Origin of the sequence: uncultured Clostridium sp. (assembly GCF_947039605.1) — a bacterium.
Taxonomy (GTDB): domain Bacteria; phylum Bacillota; class Clostridia; order Clostridiales; family Clostridiaceae; genus Sarcina.
The window spans coordinates 1-26,525 of record NZ_CAMQZG010000020.1 but is presented as its reverse complement, the minus strand read 5'-3'; the positions used below and the strand labels follow the sequence as shown (position 1 = coordinate 26,525).

Sequence of the window (26,525 nt, the reverse complement as noted above, 5' to 3'; positions counted from 1 at the left end):
GGTATTATTTTTTTTGTAAAAATTAAAAAAAATACTAAATACTCAAGATAAGATGCCGATAACAAGATAAGTGTGAAGTTTGAGATTATGAAATTGTGGGGTGTGAGCTTATGAAGTTATGGGGTATTGAACTTAAGAAGAAAAAGAACGGTGCTACACTGTTAGAGGTTATAATTGCACTTGCGATTATATCTATAATGATGGTTCCGATAATGAATTCAGTTTTACAATCAGTTACATTTAATAAAAAATCAGAAGATTTAAAAGAAGCAAAACTTATAGGGCAACAAGTAGTAGAAAATTTAAGGAATCAGGATATTATAGAGAGTGGGCAGATTCTTAGATTAAATAATAATGAACTTAGAATAAGCTCAAGAGGCGTTAAAAATAGATTTGATGTTGAAAGTTTAAGTGAAATTAATGGTTTTACTGTTGATGGTGAAATAATTAAAGAAAGCGAAATTCTATCAAATGAATATTATAATATGGAAGTTGGGGGATTTTTAGTAGTAAATAAAAATGAGATGTATTATAAAGAGGCAATTCCAGCTTACAGAACATTTGCGCAGTTTTATAAAGAAGAGAAAGAATGGAATCATAAAATTGCAGATATTACATCTGAGATAGAACTTGAAGTGAATAATGGAAAGTTAAGTTTGAAATCAGAGGGTAATGTTATTTGGAATGGAAACTTAGGTGGAACAGGAAAAGAAATAGCATTTATAATCCATGATAAATCAGACCATAAAATAACTTTGAATAATACAGGTCAAGATATTACTTCATATGGATTTAGAAGTAATAAGATAACCGCGGAGGAAGGCTTTGTAAAAGAGAGAATAGATTTTATAGGTAATAAAGTTAAGAGAGTAGAAAATGTTTTATATGATCATAAGCATAGGACAAAAGGTTTATATTCTATAGATTTAACAGTAAGTAAAGATACAGAAGTGATTGAAAGGTTAGAATATCAATTTAATGTTGGAGGTGGCAACTAGGTGAAGTATACAAAAAGAAAAGGAAATGCACTTTTAACAGTAGTTGGTATGTTTGCAATAATGTCTATTCTTATTGTAACAATGATAAATGGAACAATGGCCTCACATCAGTTAACTAGAAATGCTAATAATAGAATAGAAACTTTTTATTCAGCAGATTCAGGACTTGAAATTGCTTATAATGAAATACTTAGTGTTATAAAAAATGCTATAGATAGTGGGTATGCAGAAGTTGAAAGGCTAAAAGCAGCAGGTGGAGGTATTAATACAGAGCAAAAGCTTGTTAATATAGGAGAAGAGGGTTGGGATAATAAAGTATTTCAAACAACTTATAAAAAGTATTTAAAAGATAATATTGAAATAGCTATAGATAATGTAACACATAATAGTATTATCTATGATGAGTTTAATAGAGATGAGCAAGTAGTGCAAGTTGCAGCACAACTGCATGAGGAAATTCAAAATGAAAAAAAAGAATTACTTCCAGTAAACTTAAAAGCTACATTTACAGATGAAGATGATAAAAGTAGAGCTGTTGAAGTTGACTATGATATAGAGGTTCCTGACTATGGAATAAAAGAAGTTTTAGAAGAAGTAAGTGGAAATGATAATATTTTTGATTATATCTTTGCAGCAGATGGAAATTTAGATATAGAACTAGATTCATCATTTAATGTGCTAGGAGATATGTGGGTAAAAGGTGAAGAACTTAGAGATATAAATGACCCACTTAGTAGTGGTATTTTAATTAGAGATAAAGGTATAAACTCAACATTAACATGGCATGGTGATATTGCGACAAATGGTACTTTTGATATACAAAATGCTAATTTATCAATACCTAATAACAATAATAGAGATAGTACCGACCCAAATGTTGAGATGGGATATAATATTTATGCGAATGATTTTAGGTATGTTGGTAACCCTGAAAAAAAACGTGATTTATTTAATCCAATACCATTAGAAGATGAGTATACCAATCCTAGCAATGAAGGACTTAACCTTCATGTTTATAATGATTTTATCTTTGATGGAACTAATACAGATATAAATATGAAAAACTTTTATGGATTAAATGATATAACAGATGCTAGTGGAATTAATAATGATGGGAAGCCAAAGGTTGCAAGTTCTATGATTATTGAGTCAGAAGATTTTGGTAAGGATAGTGCTAATAATTTAGCATCATCAAAAATAAATATAGCTAGTGATACCATGATTCTTGGAACGGCATATTTAAATCTTTCTGAAACACCACTTAGTAAAAATGAGTTTTTTAAAACTGGTGAATCTATTGTTATTAATAGACATTCATCACCTTATACATATAGAGGATATACAGAAGAAAAGTATTTGTATAAGTATAAAAATAATCTTCACATGATAGATAAACTTTATAAAGATGGTGAATATCAAGATTTGAAAATACATGAAAAAGTAAATATAGTTGAAGAGTTTTATAATAGTCAAATAAAAGATACAAATAAAGAGAATGAGATAGAGGGGCTTGCTAAAGGTATGAATTTAAATAGTAATAAAATTTATACAGCTGGTGTGGTTTATAATAATGGTAAGTTAGTAAATTTAAAAAATTATACAATGAGTAGGTCCATAGAAGGTAAAAGAAAAGAATTTGCTAGAGAAGTTTATTTTATGGGAGATGCAAAGGCAAGTGTAACTGAAGAGGATTTTTCAAAGCAAAATGTTGAAACTACTGTAGTAAATAATTTTAATTGGAACGCTATAAGAAAAATTGTAGAGTCTGGTCATATATATGATACAGATAAAAAAACTATTTTATTTGAACGTGAAAATAATGAGCATAATTTAAGCAATGGTGGTGCTATATTTAAAGGAATATCAACAAAGACCTTAGCAACTACAATTTTAGGGAGACCAATAGGTATATTTCCAGCCGAAGATAAGATTAATATAATCTTTAATTATAGTGATAATGAATTAGTTTTAAGACATAATCAACCTTTTAGTATAGAGGAAAAAGAAGAGAAGAAGATATATATAAATTTAGATAAAGTGCATAATCATAATATGACACCAACTCTTGTTATTTCTAAAGGACCTGTAACGGTGGAAAGAATTAAGGGAGCTGGAGGAAGTGGAAATATGGAATTTACAGCATTAGTATATTCAGCTAGTAATTTAAAGTTTGATATAAATGATGGGCCTTGTAATGTAGGTAACTATTCACCAATAGATACAAATCTTAATGAACTATTTAAAAAGTTTTTTGCAGAGGGAGGCCTTGGTGATTTAGTTCTTGGAGATATTATTGGTGGAACAACATCAGAGTCAATTGAAAAGATAGTAAATGCTGAAGATTTGATTAAAAAAGGAAATTGGAAACTTAATAAATAAATTTATAAAAATAACACTTAGAGAATATTCTCTAAGTGTTATTTTTTTTGTATTACTTTAATAAATATTATAGATACAAATTTTTATACTATATAAATTTATAAAGAGAAAAGAACGATAAATTAGTGGGGAGAGAAGGGAACTAGGAAGAATAAATTTAAAAGGAGGGCAAGGTAAAAATAGTAATCAATTTAAGTCTTAAAAAGTAGAATATAAATATATTAACGAATGGTGATATGTTAATTAGCTATTTTTAACAATAAAAGATGTTAAAAAATTGGAAATAATAAATTTGTTTGTAAAAATAAAAAGATTACTATGGTAATATTATATATAAATAGAAAAAAATAACATTAAATAAAGTGTTAAGGGGATTGATTTTATGAAGAAAGTTAAAAAGGGGATGACTATTTTAGAAGTTATTGTAGCAATGGGAATCATCGGGATTATGCTGATACCATTGGCGAATGGATTATTGACATCGGTTAAGATTAATAAAAAAGGTGAAGAAACACAAGAAGCTAAGTTGATGGGACAACAAGCTATTGAAACTCTAAAAATACAAAATACTATAAATGGCAATACAGATATTCCATTTTATAGTAATGAAAAATTATCCATACAAGGTGGGACAATAATTCCAGGAACAACTGATATAGAATATGGTATTAAATCAGTTGGAGATGTAAATGGGTATGAACTAAATGGGAAAATAAAAGAAGAAAATGTTATATCTATAAATGAAGATAGTTATGAAAATTCGGGAATAGAAAAACAGATAGGATTATATATAAATATAGATAGGAATGAAGATGGGAAAATAATTTTAAGCTTTGTAGAGAACCCAACAGGCACAAAAGATATTAAAGCGTTAATGAGTGAATGTAATAGTGCAGCTAAAACAGTAATTAATAGCAGTGTATTAAATTTAGATATTAATATATCAGAAAATAATATTAATTTGATTGTTGATGGAGAAGTGGGATTTGTTCAACCAGTAAGTAAATTAAATGGCGTAGTTTTAATTTATATAAGTGATGTTATTTCAATAAATGAAGGGACAGGAGCTAGCATAATAAAAAAACCTACTATTGATATTGATATCATGAATACAACAGGGATAATAAAAGAAGTACAGATATTACGAGATATTAAAGTGAGTAAGGAAAATTATGATGAAGGGCTTAATATAAAGTTTGGTGAAGATATAAATAGATATCAAAATATAATATATGATTCGACAAATAGTAAAAAAGGCTTATATACAGTTAATTTAGATATATCAAAAAAAGGTGAGGTAGTAGAATCAACAACTTCACAATTTTACCTAGAAAGGTAGGGGGAATATATGTTGAATAAGAAAAAAGGAAATGTACTTATAGTAGTTGTTGCAATGTTTGCATTTATATCAATTTTAATTATGTCAGTTATGACAATGACAACAGGTGGATTTAAACTTAGGAAAGATGAAAGTGCAAGAATAGAGAACTTTTATGGAGCAGATTCAGGAATTGACATAGCAGAGTCTATAACAGTTGAATTAATTGAAGAGGCTATTGAAAAAGGAAATGATGAGGTAGAGTCTTACACTGGATTAACAGATGAGCAAAAAAATGAAGTTTTTAGGCATGAGTATGCTAATTATATAAAAGTTAATTTTACGAAAGAAATAGATAATACAACAGAAACTTCGATTAGATATGATAAGTATGAAAAAGAGGGACAACCAATAAAAGTTGCAGTGAAAAAATTTGAAGAAGTTTTAATAGATAATACGGCAGGAGATAAAGTGCTTGAAAATTTTGCGGTAGCTCTAGAATCATCTTTTAAGGATGATAAAGATAAAGATAGGATTGTAAGTGTTAATTACACATTAGATATTCCTGATTATGGAGTTGAAACAATCGAAAAGCCATTTGTAAGTGATAAAAGTAATTTATTAGATTATCTTATAGCAACAGATGGGAATTTATATATGGATATAAATGGATCAACAGCTATATATGGTGATTTGTGGGTAAATGGAAGAGATAGTATTACTGATAGATTTGAGCGTGGAATTCATATAAAAGGGGGTTCAAATAAGCCAACTGGACAAAAAGGTGATATTAATATTGATGGAAAAGTGATAACAAGAGGTGCTATTAGCTTGAATAATACTATAATTGATTTTCATGAAAATACTTATTCAAGAGACTTTAAGGTTACTGGTGAGGGGAATGTTATAAATGGCAGAATTACTAGTGAGAAAAATACAGATTTTAAAACACCTTTACAAGATATTTATGTTTATAATGATTTAGTATTTGAAAGTGTAGATAGTAAATTAAATATGAAAAATTATTATGGTTTAAATGATATAAATGAGTATGAAACTGGTTTTACAGAAGCCGATTTAAGTGAAGCTGAAAGATCAAGTTCTATAATAGTTAATTCAGAAGATTTTGGAAGTAATTCTAAAATAAAAATGGATGAAATGTATGTATCAGGAACAGCATATATTGGTGGTATTAATCCAATGGATGGTTTGAAAAATTATCAATCAGGAGAATCAGTTGTTATAAATAGAAATACTAAACCGTATACTGATAGACAACTATTAGAGAGTATGACAGCAGCTGGGCGTGAAGAATATTTATTTAAATATAAAAGTCCACTTCATATTGTTGATCAAATATATATAGATGCAGATAAAGATTATAGAGATTTAAATCTTAATGAAAAGATAGAATTAGTAGAAAAACATTATGGATTGAAAATTGATAATCCAAATGAAAAAAATAATGAAATGAAAAGTAACGATAAAGATTTGTTTAATGGGATCGAGGTTACAAGTGGAAATATTAGAACTACAGGTGTTGGGTATGCCAATGGAAAAGCTCATGGAAGTAATACAGATTTTGATTTAGATAATCAGCAAGAAGAATTTGTTAAAGAAGTATATTACAGAAATACAAAGAAACCAGATATGCCAACAGATTTTTGGAATAAACCAGAAGATATAAATGTAAGTGAATCTATAAATTGGAATGCCATTTCGAAATTAATAAAAAAACAGAGTATATATAATACAATAGATGGAGATTCAGGATCAAAACTTCATGAGGGAGAGATAACAGAAAAGGAAATGTTTAAAAAACAGGGATTTAATTATGGACCCAGTGAAGTTAAAAATAATATTGGTATTTTCGCAACTGAAATGACATTATCGGAGCTATTACATGGACAAATAGAGTTGGATAAACATAACGATTCTATTAAGCCAGAAGATAAGTTAAATATAAATATAATGTCTGATATTAGTGGGTTAAAAGTGAAGTTAATTTTTAATAATACTAATAAAGAAATCATGGTGAGTGATTTAGATGATAGTTATAAAAATAATATTATTAATGTGAAATCTGATTTTTTACATGAAATAGCAGTTGTAATTTCAAAAGAGAGCGTAGAAGTTTTTATGGATGAGGTTACTGCAAATATTTATTCAATTATACTTAGTGGAGGAGATTTAAGATATAAAATGAATAGTTCAGGGAATTTAGGGAGTTTTTCACAAGATGGTAAGGCACTTAATATAATCTTCAAAAGAATTTTTGATTTTGGTGCATTTGAAAATATTCTTGGTGGTGGAGATGGTACTGGGGATGTTGTAGTTGGAGAATCTAATACGGTTGTATATCCAAGTGATTTAATTAAAGATAAGGTTTGGGATTTAAAGAAATAAAATTATGAACAAATACTACTTAAAATATAAATTTTAAGTAGTATTTTTTTTGTATAGAAATTTAGTATTAAGTTTAAGTTTTTACTAACGAAAATAAAATTGAATAAAGTTTCCGTAACATTAATAAAAAATATTAACAAAATGAAAATTATTATAATTTATCCAAAAATTGTAAAATAAATGTGTTAATATTAAGTCGAGTTAAATATAAATTAGATAGTAATAGATTAAATTATAAATAATTTTAAAAGTTTTCAATTGGGAGATTAATGATATGTTATTTTTTGTTTTTGTTTTTGCTGTTACAATAGGAAGTTTTCTTAATGTTTGTATTTATAGAATACCAGCAGAAAAATCAATAGTTAATCCACCATCTAGTTGTGGGTCATGTAATCATCAGCTTGGATGGAAAGATTTATTCCCAATATTTAGCTACTTATTTTTAGGTGGTAAATGCAGATATTGCGGAGCAAAGGTAAGTTTTAGGTATCCATTTATAGAATTTATGACTGGAGTATTAGTTACAATAGTTTATTTAAAGTTTGGAATAGGATATGAGTTTTTAAAATATGCAATATTAGTTTTATTTTTAATAGTTATAGCAATGATTGACTATGACACAACTGACGTATATTCAGTAACAACAATGCCGGTAATAGTTATTGGAACAATATTTGTTTTATTAGAAAGTTTTAATGGTTCATTAGGATTTACAGATTCTATAAAGAAATTTTTTATAGGAATACTTGGTGCGATTATATGTGCGGTTGTAATAGGAGCAATATGCTACTTTACAGGCGGAATGGGAGAGGGAGATATAGAAATAGCAGTTCTTGGAGGAGTATTCCTTGGGTGGCAGCTTAGTATATTTATGATTTTGTTCTCATTTATTATAGGTGCAGCAATCGGTGGTCTTTTAATTCTAACAAAAAAGAAGAAGAGAACAGACTATATGCCTTTTGGTCCTAGCATAGCAATTTCTATATATGTAGTTTTAATTTTAGGGATGGAATTTATAGAAAGATTTATGTATTAATTAATGGAGATTAAAGAAGATTAAAAATTAAGTGAACATATAGCTAAGACTTAAGTAAAAAATGTCGATAAAACTTATAAAGATTTTGTTGTAATAAGTAAAGTAAAATAATATAATAAAAGTATAAAAGTGGAAAAAATATAAAATTCAGGAGGGTTATATGCTTAAAAAGAAACTAAGAATTGGAGATTTACTTATAGATCATAGAAAAATTACAAATCTTCAGTTAATAGAAGCTCTTGAAGAGCAAAAAGGAACTGGAAAAAGACTCGGTGAGATTTTTATAGAAAAAGGGCTTGTTACAGAGGATGATATAATGACTATCCTTGAACAGCAACTTGGAATTGAAAGAGTTGACCTAAGTTCGACACCAATAGATAAAAGTGTAACCAAATTCTTGAATGAGACAATATGTAAGAAACACATAGTATTCCCTTTTGGAATTAGTGAGGATGGAACAAAGGTTAAGATAGCTTTTTCTGACCCGCTTAATATGTTTGCTATTGATGATATTAGTTTTGCTACTAATAATGCACCTATAGAAACATATATAGCAAGAAAAGAGGATATAGAAAGTACAGTTGATAGATTTTACTCAGGTAGAAAAGTTCAAAATGCAGCTACGGAACTTTCAAAGGAAAAACAAGCATCTAAAAAGAAAAAAGAAATAGAACTTGATGATATTAAAAATGCACCAGCAGTTAAGATGGTTGACCAGATACTTGCAGATGCAGTTAATCAGAAAGTTTCAGATATACATATCGAGCCTTATGAAGATGTTATAAGGGTTAGATATAGACTTGATGGTACATTAAAAGAAATTCTTCATATAGATATAAATGCACTTAGTGCTATTACAACTAGAATAAAAATCCTTTCGGGTATGAATATAGCAGAAAGAAGGGTTCCACAGGATGGAAGAATAGTTACTGAGATAAATGGAATGGATGTAGATATGAGGGTTTCAAGTATTCCTTTAATAACTGGTGAAAAAGTAGTTATAAGAATACTTGATAAAAATAACTATAAAATAGGTAAAGAAAGATTAGGAATGAACGAAGAACTTTTAGAGAAACTTGATAAAATAGTTAAATCACCTTTTGGAATAGTTCTTGTTACAGGACCTACAGGTAGTGGTAAATCTACTACATTATATACAGTTTTATCAGAAATAAATGATGGTAAAAAAAATATTACAACTATAGAGGACCCAGTTGAGTATACTGTTGAGGGAATTAACCAAGTTCATGTTAATTCAAAAGCAGGTCTTACTTTTGCAGCAGGTCTAAGATCAATGTTAAGACAAGATCCAGACATCATAATGATAGGGGAAATGAGAGATAGTGAAACTGCTCAAATAGGGGTTAGAGCGGCTATTACAGGTCACTTAGTTTTAAGCACTCTTCATACAAATGATGCAGCATCATCAATTTTAAGGCTTATAGATATGGGAGTTGAACCATTCCTTGCAGCATCAGCTGTTAAGGGAGTTATAGCTCAAAGGCTTGTTAGAAAAATTTGTCCAAGTTGTAGAGAGGATTATTTTGCAAATAGTCATGAAAAGAAGATTCTCGGCATAGACTCTAATATAGAGATAATGTTAAGTAGAGGAAATGGTTGCACAGCTTGTGGACAACTTGGGTATAAAGGCAGAATAGGAGTTTACGAAATATTGCAAGTAGATAGAGAAATCAAAGACTTAATCTTAGTTACAAAAAACTCAGATGAGCTAAAAGATTTAGCTATAAAAAAAGGAATGAAGACATTAGCTATGAATTGTAAAGAACTAGTTTTAGAAAGAAAAACATCTATAGAAGAGCTAGTATCACTTATGTTCATAGATTAAGTTAAGCAATGTAAGGAAGGAGGAATTTAGAAGATGCCAAAGTTTATTTACAGAGCTATGAGCAGTGCAGGCGAGATAATGGAAAGTGATTCATATGAAGCTGATTCGATAGAAGCAGTACATTCTATGCTTAACTCAAATAATCTTATGCCACTTCAAGTTGAAGCAGTAAACCAGTCTAAAGAATTGAATTTATCTATTGGTTCAGGAGTGAGTCTTAGAGATATAGCAATTTTTTGTAGACAGTTCTCAACAATGCTTGAAGCGGGAGTTACAATAAATGCTGGAATAAATATGTTATCAGAGCAAATACCAAGTAAGAAACTAAGGATTATATTAAAAGAAGTAGAAGATGATATAAAAAAAGGGGAGTCCCTTTCATCAAGTTTGTATAAGCATGAAAAAATATTCCCAGAACTATTAGTAAGAATGGTTGAAGTTGGGGAGATAAGTGGTACGTTAGATACCATGATGAGTAGAATGGCTGTATATTATGAAAAACAGCATAAGTTAAATGGAAAGATTAAAAATGCAATGATATATCCGACTGTACTTGCAATAGTAACAGTAATAGTAATGGTTATAATTCTTGTATTTGTTATGCCGATGTTTGTAAGTATGTTTGATGATTATGGTGGAGAACTACCATGGACAACACAACTTACACTTGCTATGAGTACATGGCTTAGAGAAAATATTTTCTTAGCAATTGGAATAGTAGGAGTTATGGGTGGAGTATTCTACTACTTAACTAGAAAAGTTGAAACAACAGAAAGGTATTATAATATCTTTAAATTAAGATATTCACCTTTTAAAGATATAAATCAAAAAGCAGTTGTATCAAAATTTGCAAGAAGTTTAGCTACGGTACTAACATCAGGAGTTCCTATAATAGATGGACTTGAGATTGTTGGTGGAGTTTTAGGAAATAGATTTGCTGAGAATGAAATAAAATCAGTAAAAGATAAAATTCTAAAAGGTGAAGGTCTTGCAGAACCAATCAGAGACACAGGAGTATTTCCGTTAATGCTTAGTTCTATGATTAAAATAGGTGAAGAGTCAGGTTCTTTAGATAATATTCTTAATAAAACAGCAGATTTTTATGAAGAAGAACTTGAAAGAGCGATTGAAGCAATCACTTCAATTATAGAACCGCTAATGATTGTAACAATGGGTGTAATATGTGGATTCTTAATAATATCAATACTTACACCGATGTTTGAAATGTATAACTTAATGATGTAATAACATCTATAAAACTGGTTTTAAAACTCAAGTGAGTTTTTAAAATAAAAAATAATAAAAATTTAAGGGGGACTTGTCAATGTTAAAAAACAAGTTAAAAAACAAGAAAAAAGGATTCACGCTTATCGAGTTAATCGTAGTATTAGCGGTATTAGCAATCATAGCTTTAATAGCTATACCAAACTTCAACCAAATCAGAGAAAATTCAAAAATTAGCTCTGATAAAAGAGGAGCTGATTTAATAGATAAAGCAGTAACTATGTTAGTTCAAGATGGTAGTATATCAGGTAAGGTAACTGATGATGCAGCTACAGAAACAGAAGATATAAAATCAGGATTATATGGATATAAATCAGATGGAAAACTAGGTTTAGTTGAAGTGGGTTCAACAGCTGAGGCGATAATGTTTACGACTGATGAAATAAAAAAAATAGAAAAAACTATCAATGATGGAAAAGGGCCACAAGGAAATGATAAAAAAGCTATATGGGAAATTGTAGCTACAGGATTAGGTACGAAGTCTCCAGATGTAAAAGTATTATTATTTGAAGATAATACTATAACAACAGTTGGAGCAGAGATTTATGATAGTAATTCTGCGGAAGTAAAATAATAAATTAAAAAGAAAACACCTTAAAATAAGGATTTTAAGGTGTTTTTTTTAGAAATTTATATTTTAATAATAAAACTAAATTTATAGATTTTAAGGGTTTAAAAGGGAATTAGTATAAGATAAGTAGATTAAATTAGGCTTTAGAGGTGAGAAGATGGTAGGTAAATTAGATGAGGCTATAAAAACTGGGGTCGAGGAAAAAGATATTGAGACTAGCAAGCCCGTTGTCAAGAAGAAGAGAAAGATTAAGAAACTTCCAAAGATTGTTGATGTTAAGATGGTTTCTATTGATATAGGAAGCAAGTATATCAAGATTCTTGAGGCAAAGAAGAAGAAGGATACTATTCAGATTATATCTGCTTTAAAGATAGAGTCACCAGCGGATATTGTGGAAAAGGGAGAGCTTAGAAATCTTCCAAGTATTACAAATGCTTTGAAAATGGCATTTATGAAGTGGCATGTTTCTGCAAAGGATATTTCTTTCACAAGTATTGCGGGAAGTGTTATGAGTAGAGAGGTTACTATTGCTGATACTGATGAAATTACAATTGCAGAGAGACAAATGCTTGTTGAGAGTGAGCTTAGACAGTATCTTCCTATAAATCTTGCTGATTATCAAATTCAGTTTACTGATGCTGGTAAGGTTGAGGTTGATGGGGTTATGAAGCAAAAGGTTCTAGTTATAGTTTATCCAATTAAACTTATAAAGAATTTCTTGGGTATTATTTCAGAGACAGGAGCTAAGCTTAGACCATGTTCGCTTGATGTTACAAACAATTCATTGCAAAAGTTCTTTAACCATGTAAAAACTATAAATGGACAACCTATTGATAGAAAGAAGGTTCATTTATTTATAGATATGGGAAGAAATACTTTTAATACATCAATTATAGCGGATGGTAAACTTCAATTTATGAGAAGTATTGAAGCATCACAGGATGAAATTGATAGATCTATAGGTCTTAGAATTGGTAAGCATTATGATGAGGCAGAAGTTTTAAAAACAGAGCAATGTGATCTTATGGCTACAGAGCTTACTGACGAGCAAGTTGAAATCAATGATGTTACTAAGGGTTATATCAATAGATGGATAGATGATATTACAAGAATAACTCAGTTCTATGGTAACAAAGAGCAGCAAAGAGTAGAAAAGGTTTATATCTATGGTGGTGGTGCAAAGCTTAAGGGACTTGCTCCATACATGCAGGAAAGACTTGATATTGAAACTGAAAAGATAAATGAATTTGATGGAGTAGATTTAGGTAAGAATGTAAATGTAGCGAACATAGATCAATTTATAAATGCAATAGGAACAATAATAAGATTCTAAGGGGAGGGATAAGGCATGATAGCAAGAGACATTAACTTTTTTGCACCATATGTAAAGGAGCATGAGAGAAGTACAACTCAAACTGTTTTAATGGCAACAGCAGCTGTCGTTATGATTGGGATATCTGGAACCTTAGGTTATAATATGTTCCAAGAAAAAACTTTAGTTGATGATATAAAAGCTGTAACTACTAATTTAGATAATAGTAAGTTTATAGCAGACCATAAAGAAGCAGAACTTGTTATTTTAGAAAAAGGACTTCTGCAAGGGTATAATACAGCTCTTATGACAGTTCATGATGGAATAATTGATAGAACTATAATTGATACTGCAATAGTTAAGCAAATAAATTCAACAGTACCAAGTGGAGCTAACTTGAAGAGTTTGGCAATTCAAGGTGGAACAATTGTAATGAATGTTACAGCTAAGAGTGATAAGGAAGCTGCTGATATGAAGTATAATCTTGATAAACTTCCAATGGTTAAGGAATCATTTATACCAAGTGTAAATTCAGATTTTGGAGCACCAGCAGAATATAGTTTTTCAATTACTTGTGTTCTAGAGGAGGTTTATAATGAAAATTAGTGAAAAGGAAAGAGTCATGCTTGGGTTCCTTTTAATAGGGGCTATAGGAGTAGGATATTATTATTTAGGATATAAACCACATGTAGACAGAATAGATTCAAAGACACTTGAACTTTCTACTTTAGAAACAGAGTATACAAAGAAGCAGTCAGAGATAGCAGCAATAAAGAAAAATGAAAAGGATATAAAGTTATTAGAATTTAGTATCGATGATGCTAATGATAAGATATATCCAGATATATGGCAGTCAAAACTTATAAAAGAACTTTCAGATCTAAGAGTTAAGGCTGGAATAGATGTAAACTTTAATTATTCAGAAGTAACATATGCACCAATTTCAGAATATTTTACATCTAAAGAAGAAGAACAAATTATGGCTAATAGTTTAGATTCTTTAATTGAAGAGTATAATACTAAAATGCCAGAAGATAAGAAGATTGAGTATAAAAAAGAAAATGGACAAGATAAAAAAGAAGATAAAAAGCCAAAAGAAGAAAAGAAAGAAGAAGAATCTACTATTAATGTTCAGCAGATGAAGGTTAGTGGAAGTTTTAAGGGAAAGTATGAGAATGTAGTTAAGTTTATTAAACTTATAGAGGATTATAAATACCTTGTTGCAATACCAGATATTAGTATGGCACCAAGTGGGAATGGAGAAGTTTCAGGTACTTTAAGTATGGAATTCTACTCAGCTCCAAGATTAAACGGAGAGTTTGGAGATTACTATGATTTTAAAGCAGAGGGAACTAGTGGGAAAGATAATCCATTTGATGATGCATATACAAATATTGATAGTGTAGAGAATGAAGATTCAGAAGCAGTTTCAATGAATGTTATTTTAAAACCTTTTAATTCTGATATGCCTTCAATAAGCGTTGGAAGACCAAATGACCCAACAGGAAGAACTAAGCTTCTTAATGATGATAATGAAATAGAAGAAGTTATTATAGAGTTTTACCAAGAAGGTGATAAATATCTTGTGAAATATAAAATGGGATCAGAAGTTTACCCTAAAGCAGGTGGTATAGACTTTGTACCTAAAGGAAATATCAAGATAGGGGTTACATCAGAGAAGAGAAGTAGTGGAGAAGATAGAGTTGCTGTAAAGCTTAAAGTTAAGAATACTACTGACAAGAAGGTTGAAGTTGAAATAAATGGGGATGATAAAGCAAACCCAAGAGTTAAGATAGAAACAGATGGAAATGTTCAGTATACAAGCAGATAGTAATTTAATTATATATATATGCTAATAGCTAAAGAAATTAAGTTTTCTTTAGCTTATTCTTTAAAAAGATATTTATAATAAGGAATTAAATTGTTTTCTAAAAATATAAATAAAAAGAAATAATTTAAAGTAGGGTGATTTAGATTTGAAAAGTAATTTAAAGACTAGGAGAGGTCTTACTCTTTTAGAGCTTATTGTTGCACTAGGACTTATGAGTTTGGTTATAACACTGATATTTTCTTTTGTAAATACAACTCAAAAAAAATCAAGAGAACTTGATGTAAGACAAGATTTACAGTTTGAAGGAACTTTAGTAACAGAAAGTATGATGAGTAATATTTTAGAAATGAGGGGGATAAATGAACTTGATGGCTATATAGGTGGAAGTGATAATGGGGAAATAATAGCAATTGTATTTGATTTATTGAATGCAGGTGAGTATGAAAAAACAGACTATAACAATGTCACTAAGATAGCTTATGGTTCAGGAACTAATGCTAATGAGTTAGAATTATGGGCACATCATACACAAAAAATAGATACAGAAAACCCAACAAGTCCAATGACAGATTGGTATAAAATTAATACAGTTACAAAAAACTTGAAAGAAATTAGCATTGAAAATGAAAGAATAAAAACTTTTATTAAAAATGGAGTTTCAACAACTCATGGAAAATCATTTGAGGAAGATTTAAAAATTCAAGTAGCTAAAGAAAAAAGTGTTAGTTTAAAACTTATTTTAGAAGAAGACTATTATGGTGAAAAAATAGAACATGAGCATACTATTGAATTAAGTTTAAGAAATGCAAGATAGATTATAAGAGTGGGGTGAGATAAAATGAAAAAAATTATAATTGGAGTTTTAGCTTTAGCAGTTGTTGGAGTAGGTGGATTTTTTGTTTCTAATAAAATGGCAGAAGCTATAGATGCACCTAATGATCAAAAAATGACCTTTAATGCTAAAATTAATCCTATAGAAATATATAATAAATCAACATCAACTATTAGCATTAAAATTAATACTGGTGAGATACAAGCTAATTCAGGTCCTAGTTTAAAGTCAATAGAAAATAGTTTAGAAGTCGATCCTATAGATGGAATGGAGCTTATTAGTGCTAATATTCGTTATAAGAATTTTAAGAGTGATAGATGGGCAGAAAAAAATGCTTTAGTAAAAAACAATATTATTGAATTAGGAGAGATAGAATATATCCATACTGGAGATGTAACTCCACAAGATTTAAGGTTAGTAGGACCGGAATATTATATTGATTTAAAATACAAAGTTGATAATGCCAAAGATTTTGATTTTAATGGAAAGGTAAAATTAAATTATAATACATTAGCATATGGTAGTAACGTATCAACAAAAAGGTCAGTAGGATTAAGTACAGAGTTTAAAATTAATATTGCAAATTTATACTATGAAGGTGGCAGTGTATTAGGAGAAAGACAAGAACCTTTAACAGTAGGTTTAGGAAGAGAGTTTACACTAAAGCATTCAATAAATCCAGGTGTTATATCAAAGGTAGTGGATGAAGTTATAGAGCCAGCTAGTACTTTAAATAATGAAAAAAGAAATCTTATTTATGTTGTAGATAAGTCTGTTATAGACATACAAGGTGGAAATGAAGAGAATGCTAGGGAGTCTATAAAAAAATCCTTAGAAGAAATTACAGCTAGTAATTCTACAGCTTCACTTGTGGTTTATGGTGAGGAAGCAGAAATTATTAAAATAGATGATAAAGAAGTTTTTTCAATAAGTGAGCTTAGTTCTTTAATTGATAAAATTGAGAGTAGTGATAAAAGTGGAAATCTTGGAGAGGCTATAAGAAAAGCACAAATAGTATCTAATAATAGTGAGAGTGAAGATAGTATTATTATAGTTTCGGCAGAAAATCCTAATTATTATACTCAAGTATCAGAGGGGAATACAACAATGCTTTCAACAATAATTGAGAAAGATGGATTTGTTGTTGAAGATGAAGTATTGGCAGAAGAATATGTTAATCAGGTTATTAATGAAGTTATTATCAATGAAGAAAGTAATACAAGATGGTATGGAATAAATTATGGTATAGCAAGTGAAGAAATGGTATTGAATGATGCTATTAAAAGATTAGAGGGAATTATACCAGATATTAAAAAACCGTATTATGATGATTTTTCAAGAATAAATAGTAAGGCAATAAATCCTATAAGTATAAAAGCTACTTTGAATGTTACATCAAAAAATGATGGAATTAAAATTCATACTGAGGATGTTAGTAGAGAGATAGAGCTTGAATATGATGAAAAATTACAGCCAGTAGAACAGTTTATAACAACAAGAGTTAAAATTATAGATTTAAAAGGAGCTGATCCTTTGGGGTTTGATATGTCAGATCCTAAAAATATAGAAGTGAAATTAATTGTTGAATATAATGGGGAAACAATAGAAGTTCTTTTCAATAATCCAAAAGATTTTGAAGAGGGAGAAGATCTTTTAACATGGTGGTACAATGCAGAAGCTCCTTATGTAGTAAATACAGGATTATATAATGGAAGAAAGCAATTACCAGGTAGACCTAAAGATATAGAAGATGATATTCAAGATGTACAATGGGCGAGTAGTCATCTTTTAGATGAGTTATCAGTAGCAGAACTTGCAGTTGGAAATGATTTTGGAGCTGGTATGATAATAAAATTACCAGTGAAAAGTGAAAATGCAAATACAATTACAATAAAACCTGTCTTAGATACAAAAGATATTGTAGGAATTAGTAATCCTGATTTTAAATTAGGAATAACAACTTTATATGATATAAGTAATAAGGAAGTTAAACAAATTGATACAGGAAAAGATAGTTATACATTAGAAGCAGGAAAAACTTATTTATTAACAATAGATCAATATATACCAGAATTTATTGATACGATTAAAACACAAAGTCTAATCGGACAAAGTTTTAAGATTGGAATAAATATAGATAGTGGAACACCTAAAGAAAATATATCAGAAGATGTTAACTCTGTTACTAATGAGGGGGATTTAGAAAAAACTATAGATTTTTGGGGAATTGATGTTCAATGTGTAGATAAACCAGAACATTTCTAATTTCTAAAATAAAAAAACACGAACAATATTATAGAAAATAAATTTCAAGGAGTATAGGTAGTATGTTTTTTTAACATACCTTATGCTCTTTTTCTTTAGTTAAATTTAATTTTACATAGTAAAAGTGTGTTATTTTTGGATTTTAGGTAATACTAAAAGTTAATATTGCAAAATGATATTGATTACTTCAAAAAACGAATGATTTATGCAACTTTTATGTCTAGTTAATATTTTGATGAATTAAAAAAATCATTTTAAAATAGGGAGTTATTTGGTTGACAAGCTATATTGGAATAGAATATAATTAATAAAAATCAACGAACTAAAAAAAGAAATATTTTTAAAATACTCGTATAAATCTTGGATATGGCAAGGTGTATCTACGGAGAACCATTAATTCTCCTCTATGAGTGATTTGATATAGCTAACTTTTAAAGTAAAGACATATTAACTCACTTAGGAGATTAATATGTCTTTTTTTAGAAAAAAATCAAAATTTTATTAAAGAAACTTATGAATTTAAAAATTCACTTTTGAAAATAACATGCAAGTTAACTTGCAATATAGAATTTAAAGAATATTTTAGTGGAGGGATTTTAAGATGGCAAAGATATTAAAGCAGGCTTATACATTTGATGACTTATTATTAGTACCAAACAAATCAGAAATTTTACCTAACGAGGTTAGTTTAAAAACTAAACTTACTAAGACAATAACTTTAAACATACCACTTATGAGTGCAAGTATGGATACAGTTACTGAATCTAAGATGGCAATTGCTATGGCTAGGGAAGGTGGAATAGGAATCATCCACAAGAACATGTCAATCGAGGAGCAAGCACAGGAAGTTGATAGAGTTAAAAGACAAGAGAATGGGGTTATTACAGATCCAATATTCCTTGGTGAGAACAACACTGTTGCTGAGGCTTTAGAGTTAATGGCTAGATATAGAATTTCTGGTGTTCCAATTACAGATAATAAAAAACTTGTTGGAATTCTTACAAATAGAGATATTGTTTTTGAAACAAACTATGAGAGAAAGATTTCAGAGATAATGACTAAAAGCCCACTATTTACAGCTCCTGAGGGAACTAAGGTAGAGGATGCACTTGAAATCTTAAAACAACACAAAGTTGAAAAACTTCCACTTGTAGATAAGGATGGTAATTTAACTGGTCTTATTACAATTAAGGATATAGAAAAAACTAAAGCTTATCCAACTGCAGCAAAGGATTCTAGAGGAAGACTTTTATGTGGGGCATCTGTTGGAATTACAGGTGATATGATGGAGAGAGTTAAGGCTTTATATGAAGCTGGAGTTGATGTAATTACTCTTGATACTGCTCATGGTCACTCTATGGGTGTTATGAATGGGGTTAGAAAAATTAAAGCAGCTTATCCAAAACTTCAAATAATAGCTGGTAATATTGCAACAGCAGAGGCTACAAGAGATTTAATTGAAGCTGGTGCTGATTGTGTTAAGGTTGGGATAGGTCCTGGTTCAATATGTACAACTAGAATTGTTGCAGGAGTAGGGGTTCCTCAACTTACAGCAGTTATGGATTGTGCTGAAGAAGGAAGAAAATATGGAGTTCCAGTTATTGCTGATGGAGGTCTTAAATATTCAGGAGATATAGTTAAGGCGCTTGCAGCGGGGGCAGCAGTTGCAATGATGGGTTCATTATTTGCAGGGTGTGAGGAATCTCCAGGTGAGATGGAAATATACCAAGGTAGAAGTTATAAGGTTTATAGAGGAATGGGATCTCTTGGGGCTATGGCTAAAGGGTCAAGTGATAGATACTTCCAAAATGGAACTAAGAAATTTGTACCAGAGGGTGTTGAAGGAAGAATTGCTTTCAAAGGTTCAGTATCAGATACTATTTTCCAACTTCTTGGTGGAATAAGATCAGGTATGGGGTATCTTGGTTCTGCAAATCTTGATATATTATTTGATACAGCTACATTTGTTATTCAAACATCAGCTGGGTTTAGAGAAAGTCACCCACATGATATTAATATTACAAAAGAAGCTCCAAATTACAGTGTAAGTCAGTAACGTTTAGATAAATATATTAGTGCAAAGGAGATTTATATTATGAAGGATTTAGTTTTAATTGTTGACTTTGGTGGACAATATGGTCAACTTATAGCAAGAAGAGTTAGAGAGTGTGGAGTTTATTGTGAAATAGTTCCTTATACACATGGGGTAGAGAAGATAAAATCAAGAAACCCAAAAGGAATAATCTTTACAGGTGGACCAAATTCAGTTTATGATAGTAAATCACCATCAATAGATAAGGCTATCTATGAAATCGGTGTTCCAGTTCTTGGAATATGCTATGGTGAGCAATTAATGGCTCATGCTTTAGGTGGAAAGGTTACTACAGCTCCAAGTGGAGAGCATGGTAAAACTGCTATTGAAATTGATACAACATCAGAGTTATTCAAAGGGATTTCAGCAAATGAATTTTGTTGGATGACACATGTAGATTATGTAGAAGAAGCACCAACAGGTTTCAAAGTAACTGCTAAAACAGGGAATTCACCTATGGCAGCTATTGAAAATGCACAGAAGAAAATTTATGGAGTTCAGTTCCATCCAGAGGTAGAGCATACTCCATTTGGAAGAAAACTTCTTGCAAACTTTGTACACGATATATGTGGACTTGAAAAATCTTGGACAATGTCAGCTTTTGCTGAGACTAAGATTAAGGAAATTAAAGAGCTTGTTGGAGATCAAAAACTTATATGTGCTTTATCAGGTGGGGTTGATTCATCAGTTGCGGCTGTTATGATTCACAAAGCTGTTGGTAAGCAACTTACTTGTATATTTGTAGATCATGGTTTACTTAGAAAAGATGAGGGAGATCAAGTTGAGAAAATCTTTAGTGAACAATTTGATATGAATCTTATAAGAGTTAATGCTAAGGAGAGATTCCTTGGAAAACTTGCTGGAGTATCAGAGCCAGAGGCTAAGAGAAAAATAATTGGTGAAGAGTTTATTAGAGTATTTGAAGAAGAGTCTAAAAAGCTTGGAGATATTAAGTTCTTAGTTCAAGGTACAATTTACCCAGATGTAGTTGAGAGTGGAACTGAAACATCAGCTGTGATTAAGAGTCACCACAATGTTGGTGGACTTCCAGAGGATATGGAGTTCAAACTTATTGAACCTTTAAGAGAATTATTTAAAGATGAAGTTAGAGCTGTTGGAGAAGAGCTTGGAATTCCACATAAATTAGTATGGAGACAGCCTTTCCCAGGACCAGGTCTTGGAATAAGAGTTCTTGGTGATGTAACTGAAGAAAAACTTGAAATAGTTAGAGAAGCTGATGCAATATTTAGAGAAGAAGTTGCAAATGCAGGTCTTGATGAAGATATATGGCAGTACTTTGCAGTTTTACCTAACATCCAATCAGTTGGAGTTATGGGGGATGCAAGAACTTATTGTCACACAGTAGGTCTTAGAGCAGTTAAATCAACAGATGGTATGACATCTAATTGGTATCATATTCCTTACGAAGTAATTGAAGTAGTATCAAGAAGGATAGTTAATGAAGTTCCAGGAGTAAATAGAATAGTTTATGATGTAACTTCTAAACCACCTGCAACTATAGAATGGGAATAAAAGTGACACTCCAAATCTATGATTTGGGTAGTGGAACTTTCGCAACCAACTTGTTTGGTTGTGTTCATTTAAAGCTATGATTTGGGTATAAATTCTTACTCAGCGAACGAATGTGAGTCGAGTTTCCTTTAAATCAAAAAACTTATAAAAGGAATAGTGATGTTTTCCTTATTATAAGTAAATTTGCTTAGATACTGTATCGAAAGGTTAAGTATCTAAGTGCAGCAATTATAAAGTAGTAGTAATAAAGATAAATAATACAATTTTAAATATAGAAAACCTATTTAGCCAACGAATCTAAATAGAGTTTCATAAAAATTATAAATTGAATTTAGAGTAACCAGTAAATCTGGTTACTACATATAAATAAATTAACAAAAGATAAAACGAATTTAAATTAATGAATTAATAAATTAAACGAATCTTTAAAAATCACTCTATTGTAGAATAGGGTGATTTTTTTGTTGCTTGTAAAAATTTACATATGATATTATTTAAACTATGGAGTTAATTTTATTTAACTTAATTTGAAGGGGGACATTAAGATGAATAGGACAAAGAAAATGGTTACTACATCACTTCTTATAGCAATGGCTATTATTATTCCGGTTAGTTTTGGATTTTTAAGAATTATTATAGGACCTTTTACAGCTACTATAGGGGCACATATACCTATGTTTGTATCTATGCTTATATCGCCTAAGGTAGCGGCTGCTGTTGGATTTGGTTCTGGGATGGGCTTTGTACTTGCTGGTATGCCAGCACCTGTTGTGGCAAGGGCTTTAATGCATATACCAGTTGGAGTTATTGGAGCTAAGATAATAGAAAAAAAGAAAAGTATGAAATATGCAGCTTTAATTACTTCTATACTACATGGGATTTTAGAGGGACTTGTAGTAATTCCTTTTGGTTTTTCAATGTATGAGGTTGTTATTGTTACAGCAGTTGGTGCAATACTTCATCATTTAGCAGATGCAGGTCTGACAGTTTTAATATTTAATAAGGTAGCGAGTGCTATGAAAAAAGATATGTATGTTTTGTTTAAGTAATATACTAAGGAGTAAAAACACTATAGTTTAAAGTGAAAATCTTTAAATTATAGTGTTTTTTTATTGGTATTATTTGAAATTATTACAAAATGATGTGAAGTGTAAAAGATAATATTAATATATCTAAATTATTTTCTTAAAAAAACTACTATTATAATATAAATACCTAAAAAATATGAAAATGATAATTTTATTTAATAAATGTGATGAATAAGCAAATTAAATGTTACTAAAGAAATAGTTTTGTAATTTAACAAGTAAATTACTAGTAAAATGGTAAAAAAGTATATTATTAGTTGACAAGAGAAATAAGAATGCATAAACAACTAGTTTAAGTGAGTAATTTGATAGTTTAATAAATAAAAATATATTTTGGTATTAAATTATCTTTAAATAATAAATAAAAAGATTGTTTTAATAAAAATAGAGGCGGAGTATGAAAAATAGATGGATAAAAAAACCAATTTACAATGAGGGTTAGCTACTGTATATTAGTTTAAGCAAGGAACAAACAGTTTGTTTATATGGATAAAATTAAATAATATTTTAGGAGTGAATTACAAATGATAAAATCTAAATTAATGATGCTAGTAGCCGGAGCGGCAGTAACAGGTGCAATTGCAATTGCGTTACTTAAATTTGATGGGACACCATTAACATTAGCTACACAAAAAACTGATGCTTTTATAAAGACATCAACAGCGACAATGGAGCAAGCAACAACAACACTAAAAAATGATCAAACAAAAATTAATGATCTTACAAGCAAGCAAGCAGATACTCAAGCTAGTTTAACAGCAGCTCAAAAGAGTTTAGCTAAAGTAAACGGAGAGTTAACAACAGCTAAAGCGCAAAATGTTAAAGATCAAGCAACAATAGATAAGCTTACTAAAGAAAAAGCAGCTTTAGAAGGTCAAGTAGCAGCGCTACAAAACCAAGTTAAAGATTTACAAGGTCAATTAGCTAAAGCTAAGCAAGATGCAAAAGATGCAGCACAAGCAGCAGCACAAGCTAAAAAAGATGCAGCGGAAGCACAAGCAAAAGCAGATAAGAAAGTATCAGATGCTCAAACAGCAGCAGATACAGCTAACACAAAAGCAGCGGATGCAGAGAAAGCAGCTCAAGCAGCTAAAGATGCAGCGGCAGCAGCAGCTAAGAAGGCAGCAGATGCTTCAGCGGCAGACAAAGCAGCAGCGAAGCAAGCAGCAGATAAAGCAGCAGCACAAGCTAAAACAGCAGCAGAAGCAGCAGCACAAGCTAAAACAGATGCAGCAACTGCAAAAGGTAATTTACAAGATGCTATGAACAAAGCTAACGATTATAAAGCAGCTTATGAGTATGAGTACAAGCAAGTACAAATAGCTAATGAATTCGTTAAGACAGAAGCTAGTAAATTAACAACTTCAGTTCAAGGTGCTCAATCAGCTTTAACAAATTTACAAAATACATTAAATTCAAATACAACAAAATAATTTAAATAATTAATTTAAATTTAAAAATGGAGGGATTAGCTTAAATTATTTTTAATTGAGGTAAGCCCTCTATTTTTATTTTAAATAGGAAGAAAGAGAGTAATTAGATGCAAAAATATTTAAACTCAAAAGCAGCAATGTTTATATATGGGGTTATAATAGCAGTCATAATAGTATTATTATTTTTATATTTTAACAAACCTAAATCAATAAATGTCGCAAATGCTAGAACAGACCATTATATAGAGTCACCAATTGAAAAAATAAATAATCAGTTAAGTATTGCAAATTCAATATTAGCTTCTGAAACAGCTAAGTTTAAAGGGTTGAATTTAGAGTTAGAAAAGACTGATAGTTTATTAAAAGTAAAAACTGATAAGCTAGCAGCCATCAATGGGAATATAAATAACTTTGATAAAAACAAACAAAAAGATTTAGATGAAATAAATAACCTTAATATTGAAAAAACAAACTTAGAAAATGAGATAAAAGCATTAAAAATTAAGAGAGATAGTTATGATGCAACTCAAAGTCTTACAAATTATAAAAAGGCTATTGCTAAGTATGAGATAGCAATTAATAAGGATAAACAAGCTATTGTTGATGCTAATAATGCGAAGATAGAAAGCGCTAAAAATATAAATAATTCAATATCAGATATCAACAAAGCTAATGAGAAAATTAAAAATAGTGATTCAGATGTAGCAAAAGTAAATAAAGTTGCAATTGATAATGCACAAAAGAAGATTAAAGATGCTGAAAATGCAGTGAAAGAGGCAAATGAGCAAGTTAAAAAAGCAGAAGCAGAGGCTACAAAAGCAAAGCAGCAAGCTAGTGATGTGATTAGTAAGCTTAATAGTTATAAGAGTAGTTATGAGTATGAATATAATGAGGTTCTTAAAGCAAATAATTTTGTAACTTCAGTTGCAAATAATTTAAATGAGTATACTACAAATGCTAGGCCTACAGTAACAGAATTACAAAATATATTAAATAAAGGACAATAGGAGGAATTATAAATGTTAAAAGTTAAAGTTTTAGCTGGTGTGGTAGCTAGTACATTAATGATTGCTGGTATTAGTATAATACCATTTCATAAGAAAGAATTTGAAAATAGTTTTAATAATGTACAAGCTTATATAAGTTCATCAAAGATAGCAATGACAGAAGCAAATAATAAGATAGGGGACTTAAATGGAGCTATCTCAACTAATAAAAAAACAATTTCAGGGTTAAATGATAACATTGAATCTGATAAGGGGACTATAGATAGTCAAAAGAAGACAATAGCAGATTTAGAGGATCAATTAAGTAAAAAAACTGATTCTACAGATGGCTATTTAACACCAATAGAAAAGTATCAATTAAGTAAAGCATTATATAGCACTCCAATAGAGGCTGACCCTTATATGTATAGTTATTACACTCAAGTTTACTATACACAAGTCGCTACATATTGGGCAAATTATTGGTTTAAAATTTATAATAACCCACCTAAAAATGCTAGTAAATCATTTATAAAGGGTGCACAAGGCATGTATAAGCGATTTAACAAAGCAGCAAGTTCATCACAAGGTAGTATAGGTGGAATTATAGGGTATATATATAATGATAATGAACTTAAACCATCACATGTTCAATTACCTAAATCAGAAATAGAGGCAATTCAGAATGTTAAATTACCTGAAAAATATGAAAAGCTATATAATAAAGTAGTAAATAAAACACAAGAGAGTGTAGATGCACCGGTTCCGAAAATTTATAGTACAGGATATCAAATAGGAATATATAGGGCGTATATATTAGCTGAATTAGCTAGTAAAACATATTGGAGTTATTTACTTGAGAATCCACCAAAAGAATGGACAACAGCGGATATAAATAAAGTTAAACGATTCATAAGTTATTATAATGGACAAATAGCAAAAAATGAAAATCTTATGGTAAGTGTAAGTAGATTTTAAAATATGATTATTTGAATAAAATTAGATGAAGGTACTTTATGGTAAGTTGGTTACTAAAAAGTGCCTTCTTTTTTTTATATCCAAAAGGGTATAGAATAGAAAATGTAGTCGAGGTAAGAGTACAAAACAAAACAAAACAATTTAACAAGATAGTTAAATATTATTTGAAAAATAAAAATAAGTAAAAAGCATATTTGTAAAAAAGTATGAGATATATAAAATTAATTATATTTGAGATGGAGGATAAGAGTATGAGTAAAGAAGTTAAAAATATTGATATAATTGTAGTTGGTTCAGGTCCAGCAGGTCTTGCAGCAGCAATTTATGCAGCGAGAGC

19 protein-coding genes and 1 riboswitch are annotated in these 26,525 nt (G+C 29.8%); all 19 genes read left to right on the top strand.

Going from position 1 to position 26,525, the window contains the following annotated elements:
• The first annotated feature begins 110 nt into the window (after positions 1 to 110).
• The 19 genes from Q0V24_RS09105 (at position 111) to Q0V24_RS09015 (ending at position 26,188) form a co-directional block, all read left to right on the top strand.
• On the top strand, positions 111 to 998 hold the full coding sequence (locus tag Q0V24_RS09105) for a type II secretion system protein (RefSeq protein WP_297520666.1): 888 nt from the start codon (positions 111 to 113) through the stop codon (positions 996 to 998).
• Positions 999 to 3,377: a pilus assembly PilX N-terminal domain-containing protein gene (locus Q0V24_RS09100; protein ID WP_297520664.1), complete on the top strand. Its 2,379-nt coding sequence runs from the start codon at positions 999 to 1,001 to the stop codon at positions 3,375 to 3,377.
• 382 nt (positions 3,378 to 3,759) lie between these two features.
• The gene (locus Q0V24_RS09095) at positions 3,760 to 4,716 is read left to right on the top strand and encodes a type II secretion system protein (protein WP_297520662.1); all 957 of its coding nucleotides are present in this window, start codon (positions 3,760 to 3,762) and stop codon (positions 4,714 to 4,716) included.
• Between the two features lie 9 nt (positions 4,717 to 4,725).
• Positions 4,726 to 7,101 (top strand): pilus assembly PilX N-terminal domain-containing protein, encoded by a 2,376-nt coding sequence (locus tag Q0V24_RS09090; RefSeq protein WP_297520660.1) that lies wholly within the window; start codon positions 4,726 to 4,728, stop codon positions 7,099 to 7,101.
• A 274-nt stretch (positions 7,102 to 7,375) separates the two neighbouring features.
• The gene (locus tag Q0V24_RS09085) at positions 7,376 to 8,137 is read left to right on the top strand and encodes an A24 family peptidase (protein WP_297520658.1); all 762 of its coding nucleotides are present in this window, start codon (positions 7,376 to 7,378) and stop codon (positions 8,135 to 8,137) included.
• Positions 8,138 to 8,297: 160 nt separating this feature from the next.
• The gene (locus tag Q0V24_RS09080) at positions 8,298 to 9,983 is read left to right on the top strand and encodes a GspE/PulE family protein (protein WP_297520656.1); all 1,686 of its coding nucleotides are present in this window, start codon (positions 8,298 to 8,300) and stop codon (positions 9,981 to 9,983) included.
• A gap of 33 nt (positions 9,984 to 10,016) precedes the next feature.
• Positions 10,017 to 11,228, top strand: a complete 1,212-nt coding sequence (locus tag Q0V24_RS09075; RefSeq protein ID WP_297520653.1) for a type II secretion system F family protein — start codon at positions 10,017 to 10,019, stop codon at positions 11,226 to 11,228.
• 79 nt (positions 11,229 to 11,307) lie between these two features.
• On the top strand, positions 11,308 to 11,841 hold the full coding sequence (locus tag Q0V24_RS09070) for a type II secretion system protein (protein WP_297520651.1): 534 nt from the start codon (positions 11,308 to 11,310) through the stop codon (positions 11,839 to 11,841).
• Between the two features lie 154 nt (positions 11,842 to 11,995).
• Positions 11,996 to 13,171 carry a pilus assembly protein PilM gene (gene pilM / locus Q0V24_RS09065; RefSeq protein WP_297520650.1) on the top strand — a complete coding sequence of 392 codons (1,176 nt, stop codon included), beginning with the start codon at positions 11,996 to 11,998 and terminating at the stop codon, positions 13,169 to 13,171.
• A 15-nt stretch (positions 13,172 to 13,186) separates the two neighbouring features.
• Positions 13,187 to 13,756, top strand: coding sequence for a PilN domain-containing protein (locus Q0V24_RS09060; RefSeq protein ID WP_297520648.1), 570 nt, complete (start codon positions 13,187 to 13,189; stop codon positions 13,754 to 13,756).
• Entirely contained in the window at positions 13,746 to 14,981 is a 1,236-nt protein-coding gene (locus Q0V24_RS09055; protein WP_297520646.1) for a hypothetical protein, read from the top strand. Before Q0V24_RS09060 ends, Q0V24_RS09055 begins: the two co-directional genes overlap by 11 nt.
• Positions 14,982 to 15,126: 145 nt before the next feature.
• Entirely contained in the window at positions 15,127 to 15,795 is a 669-nt protein-coding gene (locus Q0V24_RS09050) for a PilW family protein (protein ID WP_297520644.1), read from the top strand.
• A gap of 24 nt (positions 15,796 to 15,819) precedes the next feature.
• A complete protein-coding gene (locus Q0V24_RS09045; protein ID WP_297520642.1) occupies positions 15,820 to 18,078 on the top strand; it encodes a hypothetical protein in 2,259 nt (752 codons plus the stop codon).
• A 329-nt stretch (positions 18,079 to 18,407) separates the two neighbouring features.
• Positions 18,408 to 18,505, top strand: a riboswitch (purine riboswitch).
• A 174-nt stretch (positions 18,506 to 18,679) separates the two neighbouring features.
• Positions 18,680 to 20,134 carry an IMP dehydrogenase gene (gene guaB, locus Q0V24_RS09040; protein ID WP_297520640.1) on the top strand — a complete coding sequence of 485 codons (1,455 nt, stop codon included), beginning with the start codon at positions 18,680 to 18,682 and terminating at the stop codon, positions 20,132 to 20,134.
• A gap of 36 nt (positions 20,135 to 20,170) precedes the next feature.
• Positions 20,171 to 21,703 (top strand): glutamine-hydrolyzing GMP synthase, encoded by a 1,533-nt coding sequence (guaA, locus tag Q0V24_RS09035; protein ID WP_297520736.1) that lies wholly within the window; start codon positions 20,171 to 20,173, stop codon positions 21,701 to 21,703.
• Between the two features lie 545 nt (positions 21,704 to 22,248).
• Positions 22,249 to 22,752, top strand: a complete 504-nt coding sequence (locus Q0V24_RS09030; RefSeq protein WP_297520638.1) for an ECF transporter S component — start codon at positions 22,249 to 22,251, stop codon at positions 22,750 to 22,752.
• Between the two features lie 563 nt (positions 22,753 to 23,315).
• Positions 23,316 to 24,224, top strand: coding sequence for a hypothetical protein (locus tag Q0V24_RS09025; protein ID WP_297520636.1), 909 nt, complete (start codon positions 23,316 to 23,318; stop codon positions 24,222 to 24,224).
• A 107-nt stretch (positions 24,225 to 24,331) separates the two neighbouring features.
• Positions 24,332 to 25,231, top strand: coding sequence for a hypothetical protein (locus tag Q0V24_RS09020; protein WP_297520634.1), 900 nt, complete (start codon positions 24,332 to 24,334; stop codon positions 25,229 to 25,231).
• Between the two features lie 12 nt (positions 25,232 to 25,243).
• Positions 25,244 to 26,188, top strand: a complete 945-nt coding sequence (locus tag Q0V24_RS09015) for a hypothetical protein (RefSeq protein ID WP_297520632.1) — start codon at positions 25,244 to 25,246, stop codon at positions 26,186 to 26,188.
• Positions 26,189 to 26,525 lie beyond the last annotated feature (337 nt).